Consider the following 22,051-nt stretch of genomic DNA (forward strand, 5'->3'; position numbering starts at 1 on the left):
GCGAGTAGATTGCATGGGTAGAGAAGAGAACAAAGGAAGCATAAGAGGCTTTATCGGGCAATTAAAGATTGCCGCCTTATCTTTTAAGGATTTTAGGGATAAAGGAGTAAACTGGTTAAAATTAGCAAGAACCAAACCTACTCATCTATTGGGTTTGGGCGGGATAACCATATTATTTTTGTTTTGGTTCTTTGGTGGGCAAAAGCCTGTTATATCGGAAGTTGAAAGTATGCAGGTATACGATGAGCAGCGTCCTGAGATATCAGGAGTAGCTAAGGCAGTCGATCCTAGGGCAAAGTGGACATCTGAGGTGACTAATGATATTAAAGTGATGAAATCCGATATTGAAGTTTTACTCAAAAAACAATCAGAAGAAACTAAAGAGCAAATTGAAATATTAAACTCAAAAATAGAGCTACTAAACCAACAACAAGGAGGTGGTGAGCTTGAACTAGAAGATGAGAATATGGGTATTCGGGTTCTTGGTAATCCTAAATCCCAATCCCTTCTACAAACTTCACCTTCTTTGCCGCCAGCATCACCACCAGCAAGGAAGAAACTAGGTTATATTAAAAGAGTAGGTGGCATCCTAAAGAAGGATGTTAAGGATTATATTACTACTGGTAGTTTTGCAAGAGCGGTGTTACTAACTGGAATGGTGGTAGGTACTGGGACATCTGCCGCTGACACGCCTGAACCAATTGTGCTAAGGTTAGTAGATCATGCGATATTCTCGAAAGGCTACTTGACTCAACAAATTAAGGAAGCAATAGCTATCGGCTCTTGTACTGGTAATATCTCATCTGAGAGAGCAAGATGTCGTCTTGAATCTGTATCATTAGTCAATCGTAATAATCAGATTATAGAAAAACATCAAGTTGAAGGGTGGTTAATTGGTGAAGATGGTAGAAACGGTATTAAGGGAGTAGTAGTGGATAAATCCTCAGATGTGGCTCGCATGGCAGTACTGAGCGGTATGCTTAGCGGTATCTCACAGTTTTTCCAAAACCAAGCAACTAATAGCGTTTTCCCTATATCACCAATTACCGGACAACAACACGCCTTGAAAGCAAAAGATTCGTTAAAGGCTGGAACATTTGCTGGAGTTGGTAATGCATTAGAGAAATTTGCTGATTATGCTATTAAGCGAGCTGATCAAATGAGTCCGGTAATTGTCGTTGGTAGTGGTAGAGTTGTTGATGTGGTGTTTAAGAAAGGTTTTGGACTAAAACTGCAGGATAATAGTACTTCTCAGGGCAAACTAATCAAACCACCTACCGGTATTGATTATTCAGATGTTAATGAGGAGCAATATTATTCTGAAGATTCTTCTGTTTCTCAAGCTTCTCAAGGTTTTCATACTTCTCGTAACTTAGATGCCGATAGAGGACAAACAGCAATAAGTGCTATGCAACAAAAATTTATTGATGTGGAGGATTGGAACAATGACCAACCTTTATCTCCATCTAAACAAAGAGGCTATTAATGAGCAGACTTTTGTTATTTTTTCTTTTAGCTATCAGTGTTAGTAGCTGTAAAATTTGGCCCTACAGAAGTGATTTTGATTGCAAGATTCCGGATGGTGAGCATTGTAAATCTCTATATGAAATTAACAAAATGGCTGATCAAGGCAAATTTGATCCAAATAGCCCTAGTTTCAAGTATAATGATGCAATTTGTTCTCAGAAATGTATGAAAAAAAATAAGGAAAAAAAATGCTAGCTAAAGTGCATCAAGATTTTGCAAGAGAGCGATTATCACCGCATTTTGTTTATGAATCATATGACGAAGACACAGGATTTTTCTTTAATAGAGGTTCTATTGGTTTTGTTTTAATGGGCAATCCTTTGGTAGGAACAAGCGTGCAGGCACAAGGAGAGATTGCTGAATTCTTAAAAGATGAAGAAAATTTGCCCAGTGGGAGCTCATTGCAAGTATTAATGATTGGTAGTGATCAGATTAATCATTTTTTAGATAACTGGCAGTTTTATCGCCGGGAGGAAATATTTTACAATCTTGCAAAAAGAAGAACTGATTTCTTTCGTCTTAAAGCAAAAGAAGGAATAGTTAAAGATGTAGTGTTACTAATTTCGGTAACTATTCCAGCAATGCAAGTTGATCTTGATGCAATGGAAAGAAGAAGAGAAATTTTAAAGAATACATTTCGTAGTATTGGTCTTTATACGGAAAATGTTGACGCAACTATTTTTCTCAAATTTGTTAGAACTATTTTTGGTTGGCGGGATAAAGAGGAACAGCCTGTACTAAACCCGTATGAGATATTATCAGAGCAAATATTGCCTAGTGATTTCTCAGCTTTTGTCAAAGAAGATATGGTGTTACTAGGGTATGAGGAAGCTTTTATTACTTTAGAAGTGGTCAAAAGACCGACTGACTGGCGATTAGCATTAATGGACCTATTTATTGGTAATGAATTGCGTAGACAGGATTATATTAAATCTAATTATCTAATTCATTTAGGTGTTCAAATATTAACCAACCAAGCAGTAGCAAAAGCCGGAGCAATTACTAAAAGGGAAGCACTGGAACGAAATATAGCGGCAGGTATGGGTAAGTTGTTTCCTGACATCGAACATGAAGCAAAGGATTTAAATGCAGCGGTTAAATCACTGCAAGGCGGTGATAGGATGATAACTCTGCATATGAATGTCATTGTTAGTTGTAGTCCTAAAAAAGTTAAAGATGTAGCAGCCAGTTATTGCTCCATGATGAGACGTAATGGTTTTTATTTTGTGCCGTGTAATAATGATCATTTAGCAGTTATGTTAGCATCATTACCCATGCAGCTAGTTTCAGCAGAGAAAGGGATAATTGCTGACAATATTGGTGGAATGGGTGTAGCATTACGTAACCTTGGTCGTGGTATTAAAACAGTATCAAGTGAGACTAAGGCATTACTGCCTATTATTGGTGAATGGAAGGGTGATCTAACTTCTCCCGGTATGTTGCTAAGTGGTAGAAGGGGGCAAATAATGTATTGGTCACCGTTTGGTAGTAGCTTGATGCCGCATATCAAGCAACATGGTAGTGGTAGCATGGAAGCTGCAGAAAATTATAATGTTTGTGTAGCAGGCGTTTCAGGAAGCGGTAAATCGGTATTTTTGCAGGAACTAATGTGGTCAACGCTTGGAGTGGGAGGCAAGGTATTTGTCCTTGATTATGGTCGAAGCTTTAAACATAGCTGTCTTTTGTTAAAGGGCAATTATATTGAATTTGATACTAGATACCCAATTTCCATTAATCCTTTCTCTGAAATTCCTGAAGGTAACGATCCTAAGTCATCTGAGGCACGTGCTGATTTTTTAGGAAGTTTCCCGCTAGTATTAGCGACAATGGCTGCTCCGCAATACGGTACAAATGATTTACAGCAACCGATGCTACAACAAGCCTTAATTGAAGTATGGAAAACAAATGGGGCTAAAGCAGAAATAACTGATATTGCTGACTGGCTAATGGCTAAAGAAGAATCATATGCTAAGGAGCTTGGCAATATGTTATTTCCTTTTACACGAGAAGGTCAATATGGCAAGTTCTTTAGTGGCAAGGCGGAATTGTCATTAAATTCAAGAGTGGTAGTAATAGAGACTGACAACTTGCGGAACTTTCCGGAATTAATGACAGTAGTAACTCAAATGATGATGGTTCATATTAATCGTACTATGGCAAAGAGTAATCGTGATATTCCATCGCTCATTATCATTGATGAGATGAAAAAGACTATCAAGAGTAAGAAAGCCGGAGAATTTGTTGATGAATCAAGTCGGATAGTCAGAAAGTATAATACGGCCATTGTAGTGGCAACGCAGCACTTAACTGATTTTTTCCCTTTAGAAGGTGGTCCATTTGAGAAAATTTTCGCAGGAAGTAGCCATAAGGTGATTCTAAAACAAAACCCTGAGTCGTTAACTGCTATGCGTTCAATTTCTCAGCTTGCTCATTTTGTTAAAGAAGATTGGAAGCTTAATCTTATGCAGTCCATTCATTCTGTAAAGCACCATTATAGTGAAGCAGCAATATTCGGTCCTAATATTCAGGGGATTGTTGGACGGCTAATGATTGATCCATTTAATTTGTTGCTATTATCAACTGATGCTAACGAATATCAACAGGTCGAACAACGTATGGAAAGAGGTATGAACTTAACAGCGTCCATTGAAGATATTCTTAAAGAGAGAGGAGTGCATTAATGGCAAGCCTAAAACTCACAGTTTTTTTATCTGCCTTATTAGCTATGGTACAAATTGCTTTAGGATCAATTGAAGATGCAGTTAAGGCAAGTAAGGTGGAAAAGAAGAATAAAGACATAAAAGAGTCAAAGGAAATAATAAGGATAAAAGATTACGGCGTACATGGTCATGTATTTCCAATAATTGAACAATCACTACTTGAAGTAATTGCTGAGAAATTGGCTAAAGCTAGTAAGGATGGTAAATTACAGGCAATGCAACAACAATTTAAAGAGCGGGCAATTAACAAAATAATGCGTCCAAGTACTGTACTAGGCTTAAAACGAGCAAGTCAAAATAGAAGTTGGACGTATAATCCTAGCATAACCCAAATAGAGCCGATAACTGACCATCATGGTAAAATTATAGTAGCAGCTGGCACTAAAGTGAATCCTATTGATAGTATTAGTTGGGGGCAGTCACTGATTTTCATTGATGGTGACGATCAACAGCAGATAGATTGGGCAATTAGTCAAAAAGGCAAGATTGTTCTTACCAATGGTTCTCCAATTGAATTGTCGGAAAAATTAGCAAGACCTATTTATTTTGACCAAGGCGGGTTACTAACTGAGCGTTTTAACATAGAGGCAATTCCGGCAATAATATGGCAGGAGGAGAAGATGCTAAAGATTAAGGAAGTTTACATTACAAAAAAGTAAAAATAACTCTAAACAGGTAAATTTTAAAGGATGAGAATAGTAACTTTTCTAACATTAACCATAGCCGTACTAGCAAGCACAAGATCTTATGGAGCAGTTGGTTGTACAGGGAGATTTGTCAATCCTATTACTGATGTTTGCTGGAAATGTTTATTTCCAATAACTATTGCTGGGATCAAGATTGCAGGAAGTTCAATGCCTGATACTGACTCGCCTAGGGATATATTATGTGTTTGCCCACGTCCAGGGATTCCTGTACCTGTTCCCGGTATTCCTGTTGGTCTTTGGGAACCGGTTAGGTTAGCTGATGTGACTAAATCACCAATGTGTATGGTTAGTTTAGGGGGGATTTTGCTAGGTAACTCACATCAAAAGGGCATGCGGGATGATACAGAAGGAACGAGTTTTTATCACGTGCATTGGTATATATATCCAGTTATTTACTGGTTAGAAATCTTACTTGATTTTGTTTGCCTAGAAATGATGGCTGTTGATGTTGCTTATTTAACAGAATTTGATCCGCTATGGGGTGATGATGCAAAATCAACTATCTTAAATCCGGAAGCTTTATTTTTTGCTGCCACTGCTATCATAGCAAACTCAGCTTGTATAGCTGATTGTTTAGCTTCTAGCACTGGTTTATCTGTTGATCGTATATTTTGGTGTGCTGGTTGTCAGGGGGCGCTTTATCCATTTACTGGTACAACAGCTCACCACAACGGCGGGGTTGCTACATCCCTACTATTAGTATCAAAATTTATGGCCAAGTTGCATAGGCAATTAACTCTATGGGGCTATTACGGTAAGCGAGGAATGTGCGGTAAATATCCAATGCCCATTATTAAGAAAAGTCAGTATCGGTTGCAAATGACTTACCCGATCCCTGAGACTAGTTCTTGTAAACGCATTGGTCAGACAGAAGTGTTATGGCAAGGCGGGCGGGAATTTCCGATCACAGGTGAAGATTGGGGGTATCTAATTTGGCGAAAAAGGGACTGCTGCTTATGGGCGATGTGAGGTTATATATATGATTGTTTAACTATGAAAATTGATTAAACCTGTTGTTCTACCAACAGTAGCCTACTGGTACAGGCACTGAAGTAATTCTTTGTTTGAAGCTACCAGGACAATGTACTCGGCTTTTAAAGAGAATCTAAGCTGTGAGGTAAAGATTAAACTGCAAGCATCCTGTGGTTAGAGGCTAGGCTTAGATGGTATGGTTAACATATGTGAACTACTGATAAATGTCGTTACAGTCGTAAAGAGCTAAAGATGCTGATAAGCTCTGTCCGAATTGTAAGCAAGTAATAACTCTAGAAACTGACTGGGATATACATCATATCATTCCAAAGTCTAAAGGTGGAGATAATAGGAATTCTAATTTAATGATGCTTCACATTAATTGTCATAAACAAGTTCATAATCCGAGATTCAAATGTTGAAGCTGGTTCTAAAGAAATTGGGCTTAAAGAGGCTTGAGCCGTATGATGCGAAAGTATCCTGTACGGTTCTTAGGGGATGGGAGAAAGGTAACTTTCTTTCATTACCCGACTTTAAAACTAGTGCTAAAAAATAAAGGAAAAAAATGAAAAGTTTACAACAGCTATTAGTGGTGAGTCTAATTTGTGTTATCTTTAGTCCAGCTATAGCTAAGCCTAAGCAAATTGTGATCTTTGTTTCTTTTTCGATGGCAGATTCAGCACTGCAAGACTACTACCATGAAGCTAAAAAACTCGGAGCTAAATTGGTTATGCGGGGTTTAAGAAATAATTCTTTCAAAGACACCCAAGTAAAAATGCAAGAGCTAAGAATTAGTGTTGATATAGACCCTACTTTGTTTGAGCAGTATCAGGTTACCGCAGTACCAACCATAATATGGGTAAATGATCAGGGATATGCAAAGAAAATAACCGGTAATCTAACACTTAGTAGTAGTTTGGAGATTATGGAGAAGGATAATACCCATGCCGAAAATTAATTATTACGTCGTCGTGCTTCGGGACTTCGCGTACTCACGTAGTTTATCTACGCTCCGTTCGCTCGCCACTCGCACTCCTAGTACTAATTTAATTTTGGGCATGGGTATGATAATATCTACAATCCATAAAATCATAAAGATTAGTTTGTTGCTAGGCTGCTCAAATATAGCAGTAGCCAGTAATATGCAACAAGCTTTTGAGCAAAGAGATGTTTACCGTGATAAAGTCCAATTAGGCAATCCAGCTGATGGTAACAAAGTGTTTTTTGATAAAGATGCAGATGTTTCTTCTTTAAGTAATCTGAGCGACCAAGATTTAACTAGTAAGGGTAGGAGGGAACTTAGCAGCTCAGAAAATAGTAAATTATTGCAAACATCCGAAGAAGCAAAGATAAATGCGATGCAGGAACATAAAATTAATTCAGAAAATCCTATGTTAAAAAATTCTTTAAAAATTGAGTCTGATCCTTTTAAAGAGACTGGAGGCGATAATTATGTTTCTAGTGAATCAACATTTAAAGTAAAAATTAATAAGAGTTGTTTGGAAGGTGTTGATTTTGAAGTAGATGTTGTCAAACAGTTGGTATTTGAAAGTGAATATATAGATCAATGGGGAGAATGGCATGATCGGAGCTTAGAGATAGGACTTAAGGATATTAACCTTGATTGGACAGAGATGGCAAGCAAAGAATATTATTATGATAAGGATAACTGGTGGAGGACAGAATACCGTAAAATACGAGAAGAAGACCCCTTTGTGCAAGTACAACTTAAGGCTAAAGTAGCAGAGATATTGAGTCTTGATAAGGAGCAGATAGGAAATAGTATAACAGTTGGTTATCGTGAAGAAAAGACAAGTAAACTCATTTTTTACATAATATCATTACCTAAAATTTCTACATTGCATTATAAATACCGCGAGAAATTTAAACAGTTTAAAGAGAAGGGTGAATATTGGCAAGTAATTAATGAAGGCTCAGAACTACTAGCAGACACCCATGAGTGTCATGAGATTAGCCGCAAATGTCTTGAAAGTGGCAATAAAGTGTTCTTTGAGAAATTTACCATAACCCGCCCATGTTGGAAAGAGCAGATTACCTATACTTGTAAGAGTGAACCAGTCAATGGCTGCAAGTACCTAACTGACCAAGGTTGTTTATTGGATAGTAGTAGTTGCAACAGATATGTTGGTAGCATTTGTCTACAATGGTTAAGAAATTACCAATGTTTTGCTGAGAAGAAAGAGCTTCGCAGTTCAATGAAAAATGCTCCTGTTTTCTGTTTAGGAGGTGATTGCCATACTTCAACCATTGAGCAAAATCACGATATGCATAATGTTGCGTATTTAGCGGTGCTGGATGAGATGCGGAAAGATATGCAGGTAAACCCCATTAGAATCTTTAAAGGTGAAACTAATCATTGTGATAAATGTATTGTGAGTTTCATTAATTGTTGTAGTTCAATGAAAGGCTGGGGGAAGAATCTAGGTTTAAGTAGGTGTAGCGGTGAAGAAAAGGCACTTGCTTTAAAAAGAGATAAAGGTCTTTGCCATTATGTCGGCACATATTGTTCTAAAAGAGATCCCATATTTCGAGCATGTTTAACTAAAAAATCGACATATTGTTGTTTTAATTCAAAGCTAGCTAGGATTTTTCAGCAGCAGGGGAAAGTGCAATTAGGTATGAGTTTTGGCGGGGCAGAATCTGCTAATTGTCAAGGTTTTACCGTAGAGGAATTACAGCGGATAGATTTTTCTAAATTTAACTTAGAAGAATTATTTGCTGATCTTCTCATTAAAGCTAAAAGCAAAATGTTAAAAAGCTTTCCAAAACAAATGAATAATCAAATGCCAACTCTACAGAAGCAAAATAATTCTAATCCAAGTCAATCTTATTGAGTAAATGGTAATGCTATTAGAGTTTTTAGTAAATATTAGACAGATAATTATTTTAACAATAGGTGCTTTAGTGCTAATTAATATTTGCCAACAACAATGCTTTGCCATTTCAGAAGAGCCAAAAGGCTTCTTGTGGTACAATGAGGAAACTAAAGGCATCACTAAAACTAAAGAGCTGAAAGAAGTAATCGGTCAGCCTGAAACATCACTAAATCAGAAAAAGCTAACGTCGTATGATCAAAGGATTGAATTTTTAAAGCAGAGTTTTAATAATGCTCAACGTCAAGCACTAGATAATCCAACGCTTGCTAATGTGATCATAGCCCAAAGACTGCAAAAACAAATAATAGATAAATCAGCCCGCTTTGCTTCTATGTGGCAATTAGCTGCTTTGATTGACTATAAATTAAACAATTTACAAGAGCCTAGTAATAGTTTGCACAAGAAAATCCAAGAGCAAAGCTTAGAGCAAGAGAATACCATAAAATTAAAACAACTAGCTAAAAGTTGGGGGATTATTTTACAAATTTCACCAGCTTGTCCCTATTGTCATTCTTTTGCTCCAATAGTTAAAGAGTTTGCTAAGAAATATGGGTTTCAGTTATTAGCAGTATCTAACAGTGGACAAGATTTTGCAGGAATTGAAGGAACTAAGGATGTAGGTTTTTTATTATTGTCAGGTTTAAATCCGCAGCAAATAGTACCAGTTCTTTACTTAGTCTTAAATACAGGTGATACAATATACCCAATTGCTAGAGGCATAGCGACCGAGAATAAAATTATTGAAAATATCATGATGATTGATAAGCATTATCAAAAAATTGTTAAGTTAGAGGTAAGAAATGAATAATAAAATTATTATTCATACTATTAGTGCTCGCTTATATTTATGTATAATAATGTATATGCCAATTTCTTTGGCATGGAATATTAAAGATGTGTTTCAGGGTATGAGTACTAATGTTACCAAGGCGGGGAGCTATCAAGATCAGGCAGCAGGATATTATTCAGGTGGGGGAATGTCTATGCGAACTAGCAGGACATCTTTTAATCCGATAAGTGTTACTCCACCATCTTTAACCATGAGCTGTAGTGGTATAGATGCTTATATGGGAAGCTTTTCAATTATGTCAGGTGGGGAATTAGTTAGTTTAGCCAAAAATATTGGCTCGCAAGCTCCAGCTTATGCTTTTCAGCTAGGGTTGAAGACTTATGCGCCTCAGATAGAAAATGCCTTAAAAGACCTACGGAATCTAGCCATGATGTTAAACCAGTCTGCTAAGGCTGATTGTGAGGTAACCAAAGCTCTTTTTGCCGCTGGATTACCTAAAGATTCAGCTATGCGAGAAAATGTTTGCAAAGATATGCAATCGCAATCGGGTCATGATTATTTCTCTGCTGGTAAGAATTGTCGGAACGATTTAGCACAAAAAGAGGCTTTGCAAAAAGCACAAAGCAAAGATCAAGACTTGCTACTTGATGATTATAATATATTCAGCAAGGCAGCTGACAAAATAGGTATTCCTGAGGATATGCGGGAATCTATTATGTCAATGACTGGTACTATTGTAATGAATAATCAGAAAATTTATTTTTTTGATTCATTGGTTAAGGATCATAAAAGTTGGGTGAGTCACTTAAAAGGTGGTGAATCAGCTTCACTTTATCACTGTAACAATAGAGCATGTTTGGATATCACTGTGAGCAAAAACATGATGATTCTACCGGAGAATTCTTACCAAGGAAAAGCTAAAGCCAAACTTGAGCTACTTAAAGTTAAGTTTATTGGTAATACTGAATTTGATGCTAACGATATTGGCTTTCTTACCTCAATAGGTGAGACATTTCCTATCTATGACTACATAACTTTAGAAGCAATTTCAGGTATTAGTATTTTAGATTCTTCTTCTGAGTTGGTAGCAACCTATTTGTTAGTAGCTCATTTAAAAGAAGTGACAGGAGAGATCAGAAAAGCTGTAACCCAACTAAAGGGTAAACAAATAGATGATCATCATGTAGTCGAATATCTAAAATCCCTTGATCGGGTACAGATGTTTGCTAGCGAAAAGCAATCAGAATTAATGACCAATAGTGATCGCGTTGCTAAAAGAGCACGACTGATTGAACAGCATCTAATAGCTAGAGATAGGAGTTAGTATAATGGATTACATGGTACATAGTTTTGGAGGTGGTGATACTTTAGTACATGTGTTCAATGCGGTTGGCAGAATTTTTGCCTAGGATAGTGAGTATTTTACGCCGGTGGGCAAGTTTGCTATGACTATTGAGGCATTATGGGCAGGTATGCGGGCAATTTTTAAGGGTAATATTGCTGATTTTGGTATGGATTGGTTGTTCCCATCATTTTTTGCTTTTGTTTTTTTATTTGCCCCAAAAGCTAGTATATGGGTAAAAGATGAGGTAAGTATGTCTTCCCCGGTTAAAATAGACAATATTCCTATTGGTATTGCATTTTTCAGTTCTATCTCTTCAGGCATTAGTTATAGTTTGTCAGAGATGTTAGAGAAGCATTTGTTGCCTCCTGATAGTGGTCTAGCCAGTAGAAAGACGGGTATTATGTTTGGTGCAAAAGCTGCTGGTAAAATCAGAGATATACAAATACAAAACCCTATTACTCTTAGGAATACCAAAGAATATATGCGACAATGTTTTACCAAACCTTATATTATTGGTGATATTTTGGGTAAAAAGGGTGCTGCTCAGGTGGCAGATGATATTATGGATTTTCTTGAGAAAAATCCGCCTAATAATTTTGGTATTTATTATCGTGATCCTGAAAGCTCAATTACATCATTTAAAACTTGCAAGCAGGCAACTCCTTTAATTAAACTAGCTTTATCAAAAGAGTTGCATGATGGTTTACTAACTAAGTTTGCTGCTAGCATCGGCTTGCAATCAGATCAACTAGAACAGCTAAAAACTAGATTAAAAGTGATGACCAATGATACTTTAAAATATCTGAAGAAAGATCAAACTGATATTTACACATGGATGAAGCAAGCGATGTTACTAAATGCTAATCGTGAATCATATGATGATTGGCGAGAAAAATACTCACTTAATCGAATATATCCTGAACTAGTGGCAATGTCGGCTACTAGAGGTATGTTCCAACAATCTTTTGGTTGGCTAACTGCTGGAGAGATGGCAGCTAATATGATGCCAGTTCTGCAATCAGCTTTTTTTGCTGTTATCGTTTGTTTGATCTTTATGGTCTTCCCAATGTCTTTATTACCCGGAGGTATTGGTATATTAAAAACTTGGATTGTGCTAATGATATGGGTTAATAGCTGGCCAGTATTTTTTACTATCATTCATTGTTTGGGGATGATTAGTTTGGCTGGCAAGCAGGCTGGACTTGGTGGTGGCATGAATATACTCTCGCAAGGTGGATTCTCAGAGGTAACACTTAATAGTTATGCTACGTATCAGATGTTTGCTGCATCAGTGCCGATGCTAGCTTACGCGGTACTCAAGGGTTGTACTCATGCCACTACTGCCCTAGCTGGAGCTTTTGCTCCTAGTAGCACAGCGGTGAGTATAGGCAGTAATATGGCTGATAATAACCTTAATATCGATACTATCAGCCATGGAGGCAGGAATATTGGTCAAGAACAATATGCTGCAAGCTTGCATATGGGAGGCGGAGTAATTGATGATGGTGGTATGCGAGTAGTCTCACCTGATTTTGGTGGTGGACAAATTGTTACTCAACCAATAGATAGTTTGCCTACTAATTATCGGGCTTCGCAAATGTATTCAGATAGTCTTCAAACACAACTTACTGATACTCAAAGCAAGATAGGAGCATTAACTAATAGGTCAGCGGAGTTAACATCAGCGGAAAACAGGCAAATGCTCGATTTAGCTCACAAAATAGCTAGAGGTGAGGCAAGTATTGAAGGTATGTCAGTGAGTGAGCAAGAAAGTTTGCGAGAGACTTTATCGCAAGGATTTACTTCTAGTAAAGGAAATAGTAGTAAAACCACTATGGACACTGCTACAAACACCAGTGCCAGTGTTGGTTTCAAAATAGCTGGTACTGGTGCTAGTACCGGAGTTAGTAGCAGCAATAGTGAAAGCATCTCAAGAGAGATGTCGACCAGCGAGCAAAGAGCCTATAATGCAGCGATGGAAAAAGTTAAAAATGCTGCCAAGACTAATAGTATTACTGGTACTAGTGATGATGTTAAGTCTTTAACTACAGGCTTGAGCCAAACAATGAGTGAACAACAATCAATAGGTAGAGAAATAGCTAGGACTGCTCAAACCATGCAATCTCTACAATCTCAGAAGAGTTATGTTGCCCAAAACTCAGCAACTATTGATCGCAATGTTAATGATGCTGTTTTGCAGAGAATTATCGATACTCATCCTGAGATTACCAGCAAAGAGCAGGCAGCTAGGTGGATGATGTCGCATCCAGTTGAAACTGATCAGCTGGCTAAACAGGTAATGAGCATTGATAATCCTCTTCCTAACAAAAATTGGGATAAAGTAACCGCAGCTATTAAAGGACGGGAATTATCAAACATAGATTCCTATATTAATAACACAGCAATTAAAACCACAGAGCAACTAAAAACTGAAGCTGCTGAATCAACTGAAAAATTACGTAATCAGGCAACTGTCAAAGATGCCACAGGTGGTGAAATATCACTGAGCCAAAAAGTAGAAAATGATCTACACTTTGCTAAACAATCATATAATAAAGATACAAGACACGTGCTTAATGATAATTTATCTGTAGGAGAAAAAATAATAGTACAGGATATACAAACCGTGCCATTAAAAGTGGTAAAAGATCAGGTGGATTTAGAGCATAAGTTTAATGATACTTCGGACTCTACGATAATAAGAGTTGGAGAGAAAATAGGTGATAATACAGGTCTTGGAGATAAGGCTATTAAGGCTAAAAATATATATTTACCTAAATAATAAGTGCTACAAATTTTTTGAATTTTAACTTTTATTAAAGTGAAAGTGATGAACAAGATAATAACTAACATACTGAAATTTTTTGAAAAAGAAATAAACCCTCAAAAACTTATAGCTGATTTTTCTAATTATCGTAGGGAAAATGTTCAATATAATTTAGGTGCAGACAGGATGTCTAAACATATAAGAACCTTACAAAATACTTATAATCATCAGGATAATTTCATAAATTTTGGTGGTAATAATACATCTTCTGTAAATCAGAGTATTTTTGATAATGGAGGATATTCTTCAGACTATTTTACTGATGTTAGATATAGCCACATGCCTCAAAATATTCATCATTCCAACAGTGTAATGAATTCTTGTGATAATAGCATGTATTCTTCTAGTTCTTTTGGTAGCAACTCAACTTTTACCGATTACACAACAGATCCGATCTATAGTCAGATGCCAGGTAATATTAGCAATATAAATAATAACAACTGAAAGGGGATGGAGTAATTTGCTAATGAATATACAAATTTTGTTAATTCTCCAGTAACTAGCTGGAGAATCGTATGATTTTACTAAGTAGTACTTAAAAAATAAATATATTAATAGGAGAAATAAATGAATCAAATAATGACCAATGATCATAATTCTTTGATAAATGATATCAAGCTTCTGATCTCACAAGCCAAGAACCGAGTAGCAAGAGTAGCAAACTCTGAAATGACTATGGTATATTGGCATATAGGCAAGAGAATTAACGAAGAAATCTTAAAAGATCAAAGAGCAGAGTATGGAAAGCAAGTTGTCCAATTTTTAGCACAACACTTATCTCTAGGTGTTTAGTCCCAGGGAGTGGAGGTTAGGGTTAATAATAAATTTATTTGGATCAGATGTCCATGTTTTTATGATAAATTCATAAGGAGTTAAAGCTTTAAGAGCTTTAAGTCTTTTTGCGAAATTGTAGGCATTGATAAAATCATATAAATGTTGTTTAAGTTGCTGATGATTGTCATAATAAAAACGTTTAACAGTTGCCTCTTTAATAGTACGATTCATACGTTCTACCTGTCCATTAGTCCATGGATGATTAACTTTTGTTAGCCTGTGTTCAATATTGTATTCATAGCAAATACGATCAAAAATATGCATCCAAGCATGCTTATCTACTGTTCTGTTAGTAAATTGAATACCATTATCTGTCAAAATAGTATGAATTTTATAAGGTATAGCTTTAATTAAATTACGAAGAAATTGTGCTGTTTCTGTCTTGGTACATCTTGGTAAAAGTTCTACATACACAAACTTTGAAGTGCGATCAATAGCAACAAATAGATAGAGTTTACCTTCTTCTGTTTTGACTTCAGCAATATCTATATGGAAATAACCAATTGGATAAAGTTTAAACTTCTTCTTGGTTTTGTTATTTCCTTTTACTTCCGGTAACCTACTAACATTATGGCGTTGAAGAAGTCTATGTAAAGAAGATCTAGTAAGCTTGGGAATACTAACTTGTAAAGCATATAAGCAATCATCTAAAGATAATAAAGTGTGTTTACGAAATGCTATACACATAGCTTCTTCTTCAGAAGTTAATACTGTAGAAGATGGTTCTTTGGGACCCATACAAGTATCTTGTAATGTAGTTCGTTTCTTCCACTTAGCAACTGTTTTAGGATTAATAGAATATTTTCTTGCTAAAGTCTTTAAGCTCTCTTGACTATTTTGGATTGCGAAACGTATTGCCTCTGTCGTTTTGGCACAGCCGTGTAATATTTGTCCCATAATTCCTCTCTTGATGGTAATTCTTTATAATATACAACATTACACCCTGGGACTAAACAACTAGAGTATGGTAAAAGTTTTTCTCGTATATCACTTGTAAGAATGATCCAATTTTACGATCATTTTTCAAATATAGAGATTAGTTCGACACTGTCGAACCAATTGAGCTGGAGTCATATAATAGAGTTATTGCCATTGAAAGAACAAAACCAAAGAGAATTCTATGCATATATGTGTATACAAGGTAATTGGAGTGTACGGCAACTTCGCACTAGCATCCATAAAATGACTTATGAAAGAAGTGAGCTATCCAAGAAATCTGAAAAACATAGTGAACAAATCCTGTCATTATTAAAATCAAATAATGAATTAGTTCCAGAGTTAGTGCTAAAAGACCCATACATATTAGAATTTTTAAATTTGCCTGATGCACCTTATGAAAGTGATTTAGAAAGTGCTATTTTGCAGCAAATTGAACAATTTATTTTAGAGCTTGGTACAGGATTTTCATTTGTTACGCGTCAGAAACGAATGACCATAGATAATGAGCATTTTTACTTAGATTTACTTATGTATAACCGAAAACTCAAAAGGTTAGTAGCGATTGAACTTTTATGTGGTACACCACATAAAAGTTCATATGTTGTGTAGTTAGTTATGTGGTGTCTAGTCATTATTTACTATTCTTAGCCAATTTTATTAATATAAAAATAACATAATTAATGCCTATGCCCAACACCATGTTTAATTTTTAGATGCATTAAATAGCATTCAAAAAACTCATTAGGTTTTTATTGTTACGCCAATGTGTTGGTTGTTTGTCTTCTATAATTTCGCAACAAGCTAATGCTCTAGCCTTCATTTCTAAATCCACCTCTGCATAAATATTAGTTGTATTGATAGATACATGTCCAAGCCAAGCTCTGATTGTATTGATATCTACACCAGCATGCAACAAATGGGTAGCGGTTGTATGACGTATGGTATGAGGACTAACTCGCTTTCTTTCTAAAGATGGTAGTTGTTTGCTAATTTTTTTAACATAGCGTTTAACCATAGTATGAAGACCAAACCTTGTTAAAGGTTGTTTACATCTATTTAAAAATACATGCTCATTCTGCTCTCGATTCAATATTAATACACATAATTCATTAGTTGTTTGTTGCCATAGTGGACAACGTCTTAATTTGTTACCCTTACCTCTAATTACTACTGTAGATAAATCTCTTTTTTTAGCATGTGCCATATTTAAATCAGCTATTGTTAGCTGTGTAGCTTCATCAGCACGTACCCCCGTATTATAAAGAAATAATAATAAAGCATAGTCTCGTTTACCTTGATCAGTATACTTATTTGGCGCATTCAGTAATGCATCCATCTCAGACTTGTTAAGATAAGTTATCAAAGAATGTTCTGCTTTCTTAAATGGGATAATTTGTATTTGTCGACACCATTCTACATGCTCCGGACTATTAAATCCAACAAACTTTGCAAAATCATGAATTGCTGCCAATCGTTGATTACATGTAGATAATGAACAATGACGATTATTTTCTAAATGTAAAAGACCAGCCCTAATAGTATCAGAACTCATGTCATCAACTAGTAATTGGTCAATTGATTTTTTGACCTTGTTAGCTATAAATGGCAATAATAATTTAAAGGTATCACGATAACTTTGTTGCGTATTTTTTGATAAATTCCTTATATTAATTAAATATTCCAATAGGAATCGTTTTATCCATGAGCTTAAATAGTTAGTATTTTTCATATTTGTCCTCCTGTTGCGTATTGTTCAAAACGCATACTTGCTTCTTGGAGAAGATCATCTGTCATAGTCAGATAGATTGTCGTATGAGCAAGATAAGTATGCCCTAGATAGGTTGAGAGTATTGGCAGAAGTTGTTGTACATTCTTATTTTCCTTATACCAACTAGTTAATCTATTAACAGCAAAGGTATGTCTCAGATCATGCATTCTTGGTTGATAATTTGCATTATCTACTCGCTTTATGTTAGCTTTCTTACGTATCCTTACAAAGATACCTCGCATGGTTTCTATATTAAAAGGACGGTTATTTTTTCCTATAAATGCAAAAGCATTGGCATCTTGAAAGCATTTTTGGTGCGTTCTCCAATCTAAATATTCTACAATAACAGACGTTAACTGTGTGCTAAATGGTACTAAACGGCTTTTATAAAATTTTGTTTCTCTGATTGTTATAACATGATGCGTCATGTCAATATCTTCTAGCTTGATTGAGAGCGTTTCATGAATACGCAGACCTAGTGCGTAAGTAAGTATTAGAATAGTACGAACTAGATAGGGTTCTACATAACTTTTATTTTTTTGATAGGTCAGTGCCGTATCAAACAAACGTTTTAACTCCTCTTTGGAATAAATGTAAGGCACGAAGGATTGCGGTCGCTTAGGCAAAGTTTGTGGTAAAGGTATTTTAGTAATATAGTTACGTGTTAATGCATATCGATAAAACCCAAGTAATGCAGTATGTTTAATAAACCATCCTGACGTTATTACCTGTAAACTACTATAAAGAAAGTTATTGACCATATCTTCAGAAATAGAATCAATATTTATTGATGGTTCTATCGATTTACAAAAAGCTTTTAGATATTTTTCATTTGTTTTAAACTTCTCACCTAGTGATTTCCTATAATTGATATATTCAGTAATAAGTTGTTCGAGTTTCATAATAAATCTCCTAAATCAAATTCAGCAACCTTATACAAATTTACAAGATCAACCTTAGTATAAATTCGTGTGGTTTCTAATCCCGTATGCCCAAGATGATCACTTATTTCTTTAAGTGATACGCCCTCATTGATTAAATGAGTTGCACAAGCATGGCGTAAAGCATGAGGACCATGATGTTTAATTTTTAGATCAAGCGGTCTTAGTCTCCTACTAACAAGCTGATAAACAGCTGCAGCTTTTAAAGGTCGATATGGTGACCGCATGCATAAGAATATTGTTCTCAGCAAACAGTTATTCGGTCTTACCTCTTGTAAGTAACGTAATATTGCACTCCCCACAATTTTGGATAGAGGAAAGATTTGTGGTTTTGATCGCTTTGCTCGTCTTAAATAAAGTAGCTCATTCTCCCAATCAAGATCTTCTAACTGTAAATTAATAACTTCACTACATCTCATACCATATACAGAAAGCAGCATTAAGATTGCATAATCTCTAATATCAATAGAATGATCAGATTTGCTGTTAGCTAGAAGTTTTTTTACATCATCCCAGCTTGGAGAGTAAGGTAGTGATTCGTGCCGGTATACACGTGGTATTTTGATTGAATTAGCTATACCGCTTTGACACCAAGCTTGATTTTCAGCATATTTTAAGAAGCTTCGAATCACTGATGCATAAGACTGAATACTTCGTCTAGAATAACCGTTTACATTATATTTTATTGTTAAAGCTTCATCTATAATGGATGGTGTAAGTTGTATCAAATTTTTCCTTTTTTCGTTAATCTTTATAAGAAAATCTTGAAGTTGGTAAAATCTATTTTTAATCGTATTTTCAGATAGTCCTTGTTCATGACGCATGTAAACAATATAAAGATTTAAGTATTCTTCAAAGGGGAAAGGAGACTTGGGTTCTTGTTTAAGACAACCAAGCATTTTAAACCAGTTTGAAGCAAAGAGAATAAACCGTGCTTTTGCAAATTTTGAATAATTGCCTTTTCTTTTAGAGTTTCTACTATCTTTTGCCCATTCTTCTGCAACTTTCTCAATTTCGATTAATGACACTGTTCTTAGTTCATAAAAACTGAGATAGTTTATAATAACTAACAGATACTGGGCAATATTTCGCAGGCTACTTTTTACCGCTCCATTATCATCCCAGTATTGTAAGTATCGTAAACGTTCCTCTACTAACGGCATACTTGCGTGACGTTGCAAAGCATTGTGCCGTTCAAATATTTTATTAAATAGAGGAATTGTTTCTTCGGGTAGCAGTTCTAAACGATTTAACTTTCTGAGCCAATCTGTTGCATACCAAATAAAACGTTCCTTTCCATGTTTTGAAAAAGCCACTTTTTTCTGAGGGTGATTATATTGATAGCAAGCCCAAACATTTGCAGCCAGTTCAATCTTCTTTCTGCTAACAACTACATCGTTAGTTTCTAAGTTAAGATAATCAATAATTCTCAAAAGATATTGTGCTGTTGATTGTATAGTACTTCGAGACCTACCTAATGTATCCCAATATTGTAGGTATTGTAGTCGTTCCTCTAACAATGGTGCATTAATATGCTTTCTAATTGTAGAAGCTTTTTTAAATATTTTATTAAACATACTATTACCTCCCGCCTGCCTTATTGATATAATTATAAATAATTAGTGCCAGTATAGATTAAATCATGATAATATTATGTTGATTTAAAAAGAAGTAAAAAAACTAAAAAATAAGAAAATTATGATTCTACACCACATAACTAACTACACAACATATGAACTCAAAACTGGCAAATTTAAGGCAGAATATAAAGGGCAAATGGAGCTTTATATAAATTGGCTTAAGAAGTATGAGACATTTGAAGGAGAAAAGCCACCAATTGGCATTATTCTTTGTACTGAAAAATCACATGCTCAAATTGAGCTTTTGGATGTATCAGCAAGTGGCATAAATGTAGCAGAATATTGGACCGAATTGCCACCTATTAAGGTCTTTGAGAAAAAAATTCAGGAAATAGTCTTACAAGCAAAAAATCGATATGAGCAAAGAATAGTAGAACTAGACAAACATCAGTAAATTATGAATGTTATTAAACAAAAGGAAATTTAAGTACTAACCCTATGCAAATACAGAATCAGGGTAGTTTTACTCGTGGGTCTCAACTCTATGCCCATAAACTCCGTATGTTTGGGCAGGGTACTAAAAATTCAGTCATAGTTGGTTTAGTGTGTGCTATCGGTTGGCTGTTATGGCGTATGTATCAACATTTAAGCCTTGTCAGTGTATATTATTTAGTGATTGAGCGTTATGTGCAACTAAAGTTAGCAATTGGTAGGCATTTTTATCCTCTATCTAAAATAGGTATTGAGTTTTATCATTTTGAGAAGAAAGATTTTATGTATAGTTCGGCTAAGGAATTCATTTATCATTTTTGGCATGTTATGCCTTACGGTTCTAGCATTACTAGTTTTTGGCATTGGTGTATTTACTCGGCTTTATTAGAGCTTTCTGTGGTATTTATCATAGGAGTATTGGTTACAACAATATTCTTTATTCAAAGGGGAAAACAGATAATTGGTGTTGCAAAAATAAGGGGTGGTGATCTAGTAGAGACAAAAGTTCTAGCTCGCATGTTACGTAAGGTAAAGATGGCTTCCAACATAGTTATCTCAGGTCTACCTTTAGTCAAGGACAGCGAAACACAACATATATTACTAACTGGTACTACTGGCAGTGGTAAAACTAATATGTTAAATGAGCTATTGCCTCAGATCAGAAAGCAAAATGATAGAGCGATTATTTTTGATTTAACAGGATCATTTGTTGACAGATTCTTTGATGATAAGACAGATATATTACTGAACCCTTTTGAAGAAAACACTGAAAATTGGTTACCATGGAATGATTGTCGGGAAGATTTTGAGTTTGATGCTTTGGCTAGTGCTTTCATTGATGGCGAAGGTTTTTCTGATAAATATTGGGAAGAAGCAGCTCAAAAGGTATTATCGGAAGCTTTAAACAAACAAAAAGATAGCAAAGACTTAACTGCTTTACTTAATATTCTCACTAAAGTTAGTTTAACCGAATTTTGTAAATATTTTGAGGGAACTTCTGCTGCTGGATTAGTATCTAAAGAAGGGGAAAAAGGAACTGCATCGGTGCGGGCTACCTTGATTAATAAAATTGCTAGACTAAAATATCTAAAAGATGGCGGCAAGTTCAGTATCAAATATTGGATCAATAATGGACAAGGTTGGCTATTCATCACTGCTCCACCCAATCAAAGAGATACTTTGCGTCCTTTGGTATCTGCTTGGATTGATATCGCTATCAAAGGCTTAATGGAGAGAACACCGGAAGCTATAAATCAGAAAATGTGGTTTATATTAGATGAACTACCAGCTTTACAAAAAATATCGTCACTAAAAAGAGGACTGGCAGAAGGAAGGAAATATGGTGGTTGTTTTGTTGCTGGCATTCAAAATATCTTCCAAATTGAAGAAATATATGGACATGCCGGTGCTTTATCGCTTCTTGACATGTTCAATACTCGTTTTTTGTTTAAAGTAGGAGATAGTCGTACTGCTGAATATGCATCAAAGACTTTAGGTGAAAAAGAAATATCTGAGACTAAAGAAAGTTTGTCGTACGGTGCAGATAGCATGCGAGATGGAGTTAATATTAATACAATAGAACATACTAAACCTTTAGTGATACCAACTGAAATACTAAGTCTACCAACGAGAACTTGTTATGTCAAGCTGGCTGGCAACTATCCAATAACAAGACTTAGCATGAAGTTGCAAATTTAAGATTTTAAAAGAAT

General features: G+C 35.5%; 20 protein-coding genes. 16 read left to right on the top strand and 4 right to left on the bottom strand.

Going from position 1 to position 22,051, the window contains the following annotated elements; translation table 11 throughout:
* The first annotated feature begins 13 nt into the window (after positions 1-13).
* The 13 genes from AAGD39_RS02165 (at position 14) to AAGD39_RS02220 (ending at position 14,577) form a co-directional block, all read left to right on the top strand.
* Positions 14-1,486 carry a TraB/VirB10 family protein gene (locus AAGD39_RS02165; RefSeq protein WP_341756989.1) on the top strand — a complete coding sequence of 491 codons (1,473 nt, stop codon included), beginning with the start codon at positions 14-16 and terminating at the stop codon, positions 1,484-1,486.
* Positions 1,486-1,722 carry a conjugal transfer protein TraV gene (locus AAGD39_RS02170; protein WP_341756990.1) on the top strand — a complete coding sequence of 79 codons (237 nt, stop codon included), beginning with the start codon at positions 1,486-1,488 and terminating at the stop codon, positions 1,720-1,722. The genes AAGD39_RS02165 and AAGD39_RS02170 overlap by 1 nt, the downstream gene beginning before the upstream one ends.
* Complete coding sequence (locus AAGD39_RS02175) at positions 1,716-4,208, top strand: TraC family protein (protein WP_341756991.1); 2,493 nt, start codon at positions 1,716-1,718, stop codon at positions 4,206-4,208. The genes AAGD39_RS02170 and AAGD39_RS02175 overlap by 7 nt, the downstream gene beginning before the upstream one ends.
* Entirely contained in the window at positions 4,208-4,906 is a 699-nt protein-coding gene (traW, locus tag AAGD39_RS02180) for a type-F conjugative transfer system protein TraW (protein ID WP_341756992.1), read from the top strand. The genes AAGD39_RS02175 and traW overlap by 1 nt, the downstream gene beginning before the upstream one ends.
* 30 nt (positions 4,907-4,936) lie before the next feature.
* On the top strand, positions 4,937-5,923 hold the full coding sequence (traU, locus tag AAGD39_RS02185) for a conjugal transfer pilus assembly protein TraU (RefSeq protein ID WP_341756993.1): 987 nt from the start codon (positions 4,937-4,939) through the stop codon (positions 5,921-5,923).
* Positions 5,924-6,249: 326 nt separating this feature from the next.
* Entirely contained in the window at positions 6,250-6,348 is a 99-nt protein-coding gene (locus AAGD39_RS07030; RefSeq protein WP_375359834.1) for an HNH endonuclease, read from the top strand.
* Between the two features lie 143 nt (positions 6,349-6,491).
* The gene (trbC, locus tag AAGD39_RS02190; protein WP_341756994.1) at positions 6,492-6,884 is read left to right on the top strand and encodes a type-F conjugative transfer system pilin assembly protein TrbC; all 393 of its coding nucleotides are present in this window, start codon (positions 6,492-6,494) and stop codon (positions 6,882-6,884) included.
* A gap of 106 nt (positions 6,885-6,990) precedes the next feature.
* The gene (locus AAGD39_RS02195) at positions 6,991-8,781 is read left to right on the top strand and encodes a conjugal transfer protein TraN (RefSeq protein ID WP_341756995.1); all 1,791 of its coding nucleotides are present in this window, start codon (positions 6,991-6,993) and stop codon (positions 8,779-8,781) included.
* Positions 8,782-8,791: 10 nt separating this feature from the next.
* Positions 8,792-9,631: a conjugal transfer protein TraF gene (locus tag AAGD39_RS02200; RefSeq protein ID WP_341756996.1), complete on the top strand. Its 840-nt coding sequence runs from the start codon at positions 8,792-8,794 to the stop codon at positions 9,629-9,631.
* Complete coding sequence (locus AAGD39_RS02205) at positions 9,624-10,937, top strand: conjugal transfer protein TraH (RefSeq protein ID WP_341756997.1); 1,314 nt, start codon at positions 9,624-9,626, stop codon at positions 10,935-10,937. The genes AAGD39_RS02200 and AAGD39_RS02205 overlap by 8 nt, the downstream gene beginning before the upstream one ends.
* A gap of 121 nt (positions 10,938-11,058) precedes the next feature.
* Positions 11,059-13,740 carry a conjugal transfer protein TraG N-terminal domain-containing protein gene (locus AAGD39_RS02210; RefSeq protein ID WP_341756998.1) on the top strand — a complete coding sequence of 894 codons (2,682 nt, stop codon included), beginning with the start codon at positions 11,059-11,061 and terminating at the stop codon, positions 13,738-13,740.
* 48 nt (positions 13,741-13,788) lie between these two features.
* A complete protein-coding gene (locus AAGD39_RS02215) occupies positions 13,789-14,229 on the top strand; it encodes a hypothetical protein (protein WP_341756999.1) in 441 nt (146 codons plus the stop codon).
* A 123-nt stretch (positions 14,230-14,352) separates the two neighbouring features.
* The gene (locus tag AAGD39_RS02220; RefSeq protein WP_341757000.1) at positions 14,353-14,577 is read left to right on the top strand and encodes a DUF1016 N-terminal domain-containing protein; all 225 of its coding nucleotides are present in this window, start codon (positions 14,353-14,355) and stop codon (positions 14,575-14,577) included.
* On the opposite strand, the gene AAGD39_RS02225 is transcribed toward AAGD39_RS02220, so the two are convergent.
* On the bottom strand, positions 14,566-15,516 hold the full coding sequence (locus AAGD39_RS02225) for an IS481 family transposase (RefSeq protein ID WP_341756623.1): 951 nt from the start codon (positions 15,514-15,516) through the stop codon (positions 14,566-14,568). The genes AAGD39_RS02220 and AAGD39_RS02225 overlap by 12 nt on opposite strands.
* Before the next feature lie 102 nt (positions 15,517-15,618).
* Here AAGD39_RS02225 and AAGD39_RS02230 point away from each other — a divergent pair, with 102 nt between their 5' ends.
* Entirely contained in the window at positions 15,619-16,167 is a 549-nt protein-coding gene (locus tag AAGD39_RS02230; RefSeq protein WP_341757001.1) for a YhcG family protein, read from the top strand.
* Positions 16,168-16,276: 109 nt separating this feature from the next.
* On the opposite strand, the gene AAGD39_RS02235 is transcribed toward AAGD39_RS02230, so the two are convergent.
* From AAGD39_RS02235 to AAGD39_RS02245, 3 genes are read right to left on the bottom strand one after another with little or no spacing between them, the layout of a single operon-like run.
* Complete coding sequence (locus tag AAGD39_RS02235) at positions 16,277-17,287, bottom strand: tyrosine-type recombinase/integrase (protein ID WP_341757002.1); 1,011 nt, start codon at positions 17,285-17,287, stop codon at positions 16,277-16,279.
* Positions 17,284-18,228, bottom strand: coding sequence for a tyrosine-type recombinase/integrase (locus tag AAGD39_RS02240; RefSeq protein WP_341757003.1), 945 nt, complete (start codon positions 18,226-18,228; stop codon positions 17,284-17,286). Before AAGD39_RS02240 ends, AAGD39_RS02235 begins: the two co-directional genes overlap by 4 nt.
* Positions 18,225-19,844 (bottom strand): tyrosine-type recombinase/integrase, encoded by a 1,620-nt coding sequence (locus AAGD39_RS02245; RefSeq protein ID WP_341757004.1) that lies wholly within the window; start codon positions 19,842-19,844, stop codon positions 18,225-18,227. The genes AAGD39_RS02240 and AAGD39_RS02245 overlap by 4 nt, the downstream gene beginning before the upstream one ends.
* A gap of 121 nt (positions 19,845-19,965) precedes the next feature.
* Here AAGD39_RS02245 and AAGD39_RS02250 point away from each other — a divergent pair, with 121 nt between their 5' ends.
* Together AAGD39_RS02250 and AAGD39_RS02255 are read left to right on the top strand one after the other, a co-directional pair.
* Positions 19,966-20,301 (top strand): PDDEXK nuclease domain-containing protein, encoded by a 336-nt coding sequence (locus AAGD39_RS02250; RefSeq protein WP_341757005.1) that lies wholly within the window; start codon positions 19,966-19,968, stop codon positions 20,299-20,301.
* A 44-nt stretch (positions 20,302-20,345) separates the two neighbouring features.
* Complete coding sequence (locus AAGD39_RS02255; protein ID WP_341757006.1) at positions 20,346-22,037, top strand: type IV secretion system DNA-binding domain-containing protein; 1,692 nt, start codon at positions 20,346-20,348, stop codon at positions 22,035-22,037.
* The last annotated feature ends 14 nt before the right edge of the window (positions 22,038-22,051 follow it).

Source organism: Candidatus Tisiphia endosymbiont of Nemotelus nigrinus (assembly GCF_964026475.1).
Classification (GTDB): Bacteria; Pseudomonadota; Alphaproteobacteria; order Rickettsiales; family Rickettsiaceae; genus Tisiphia.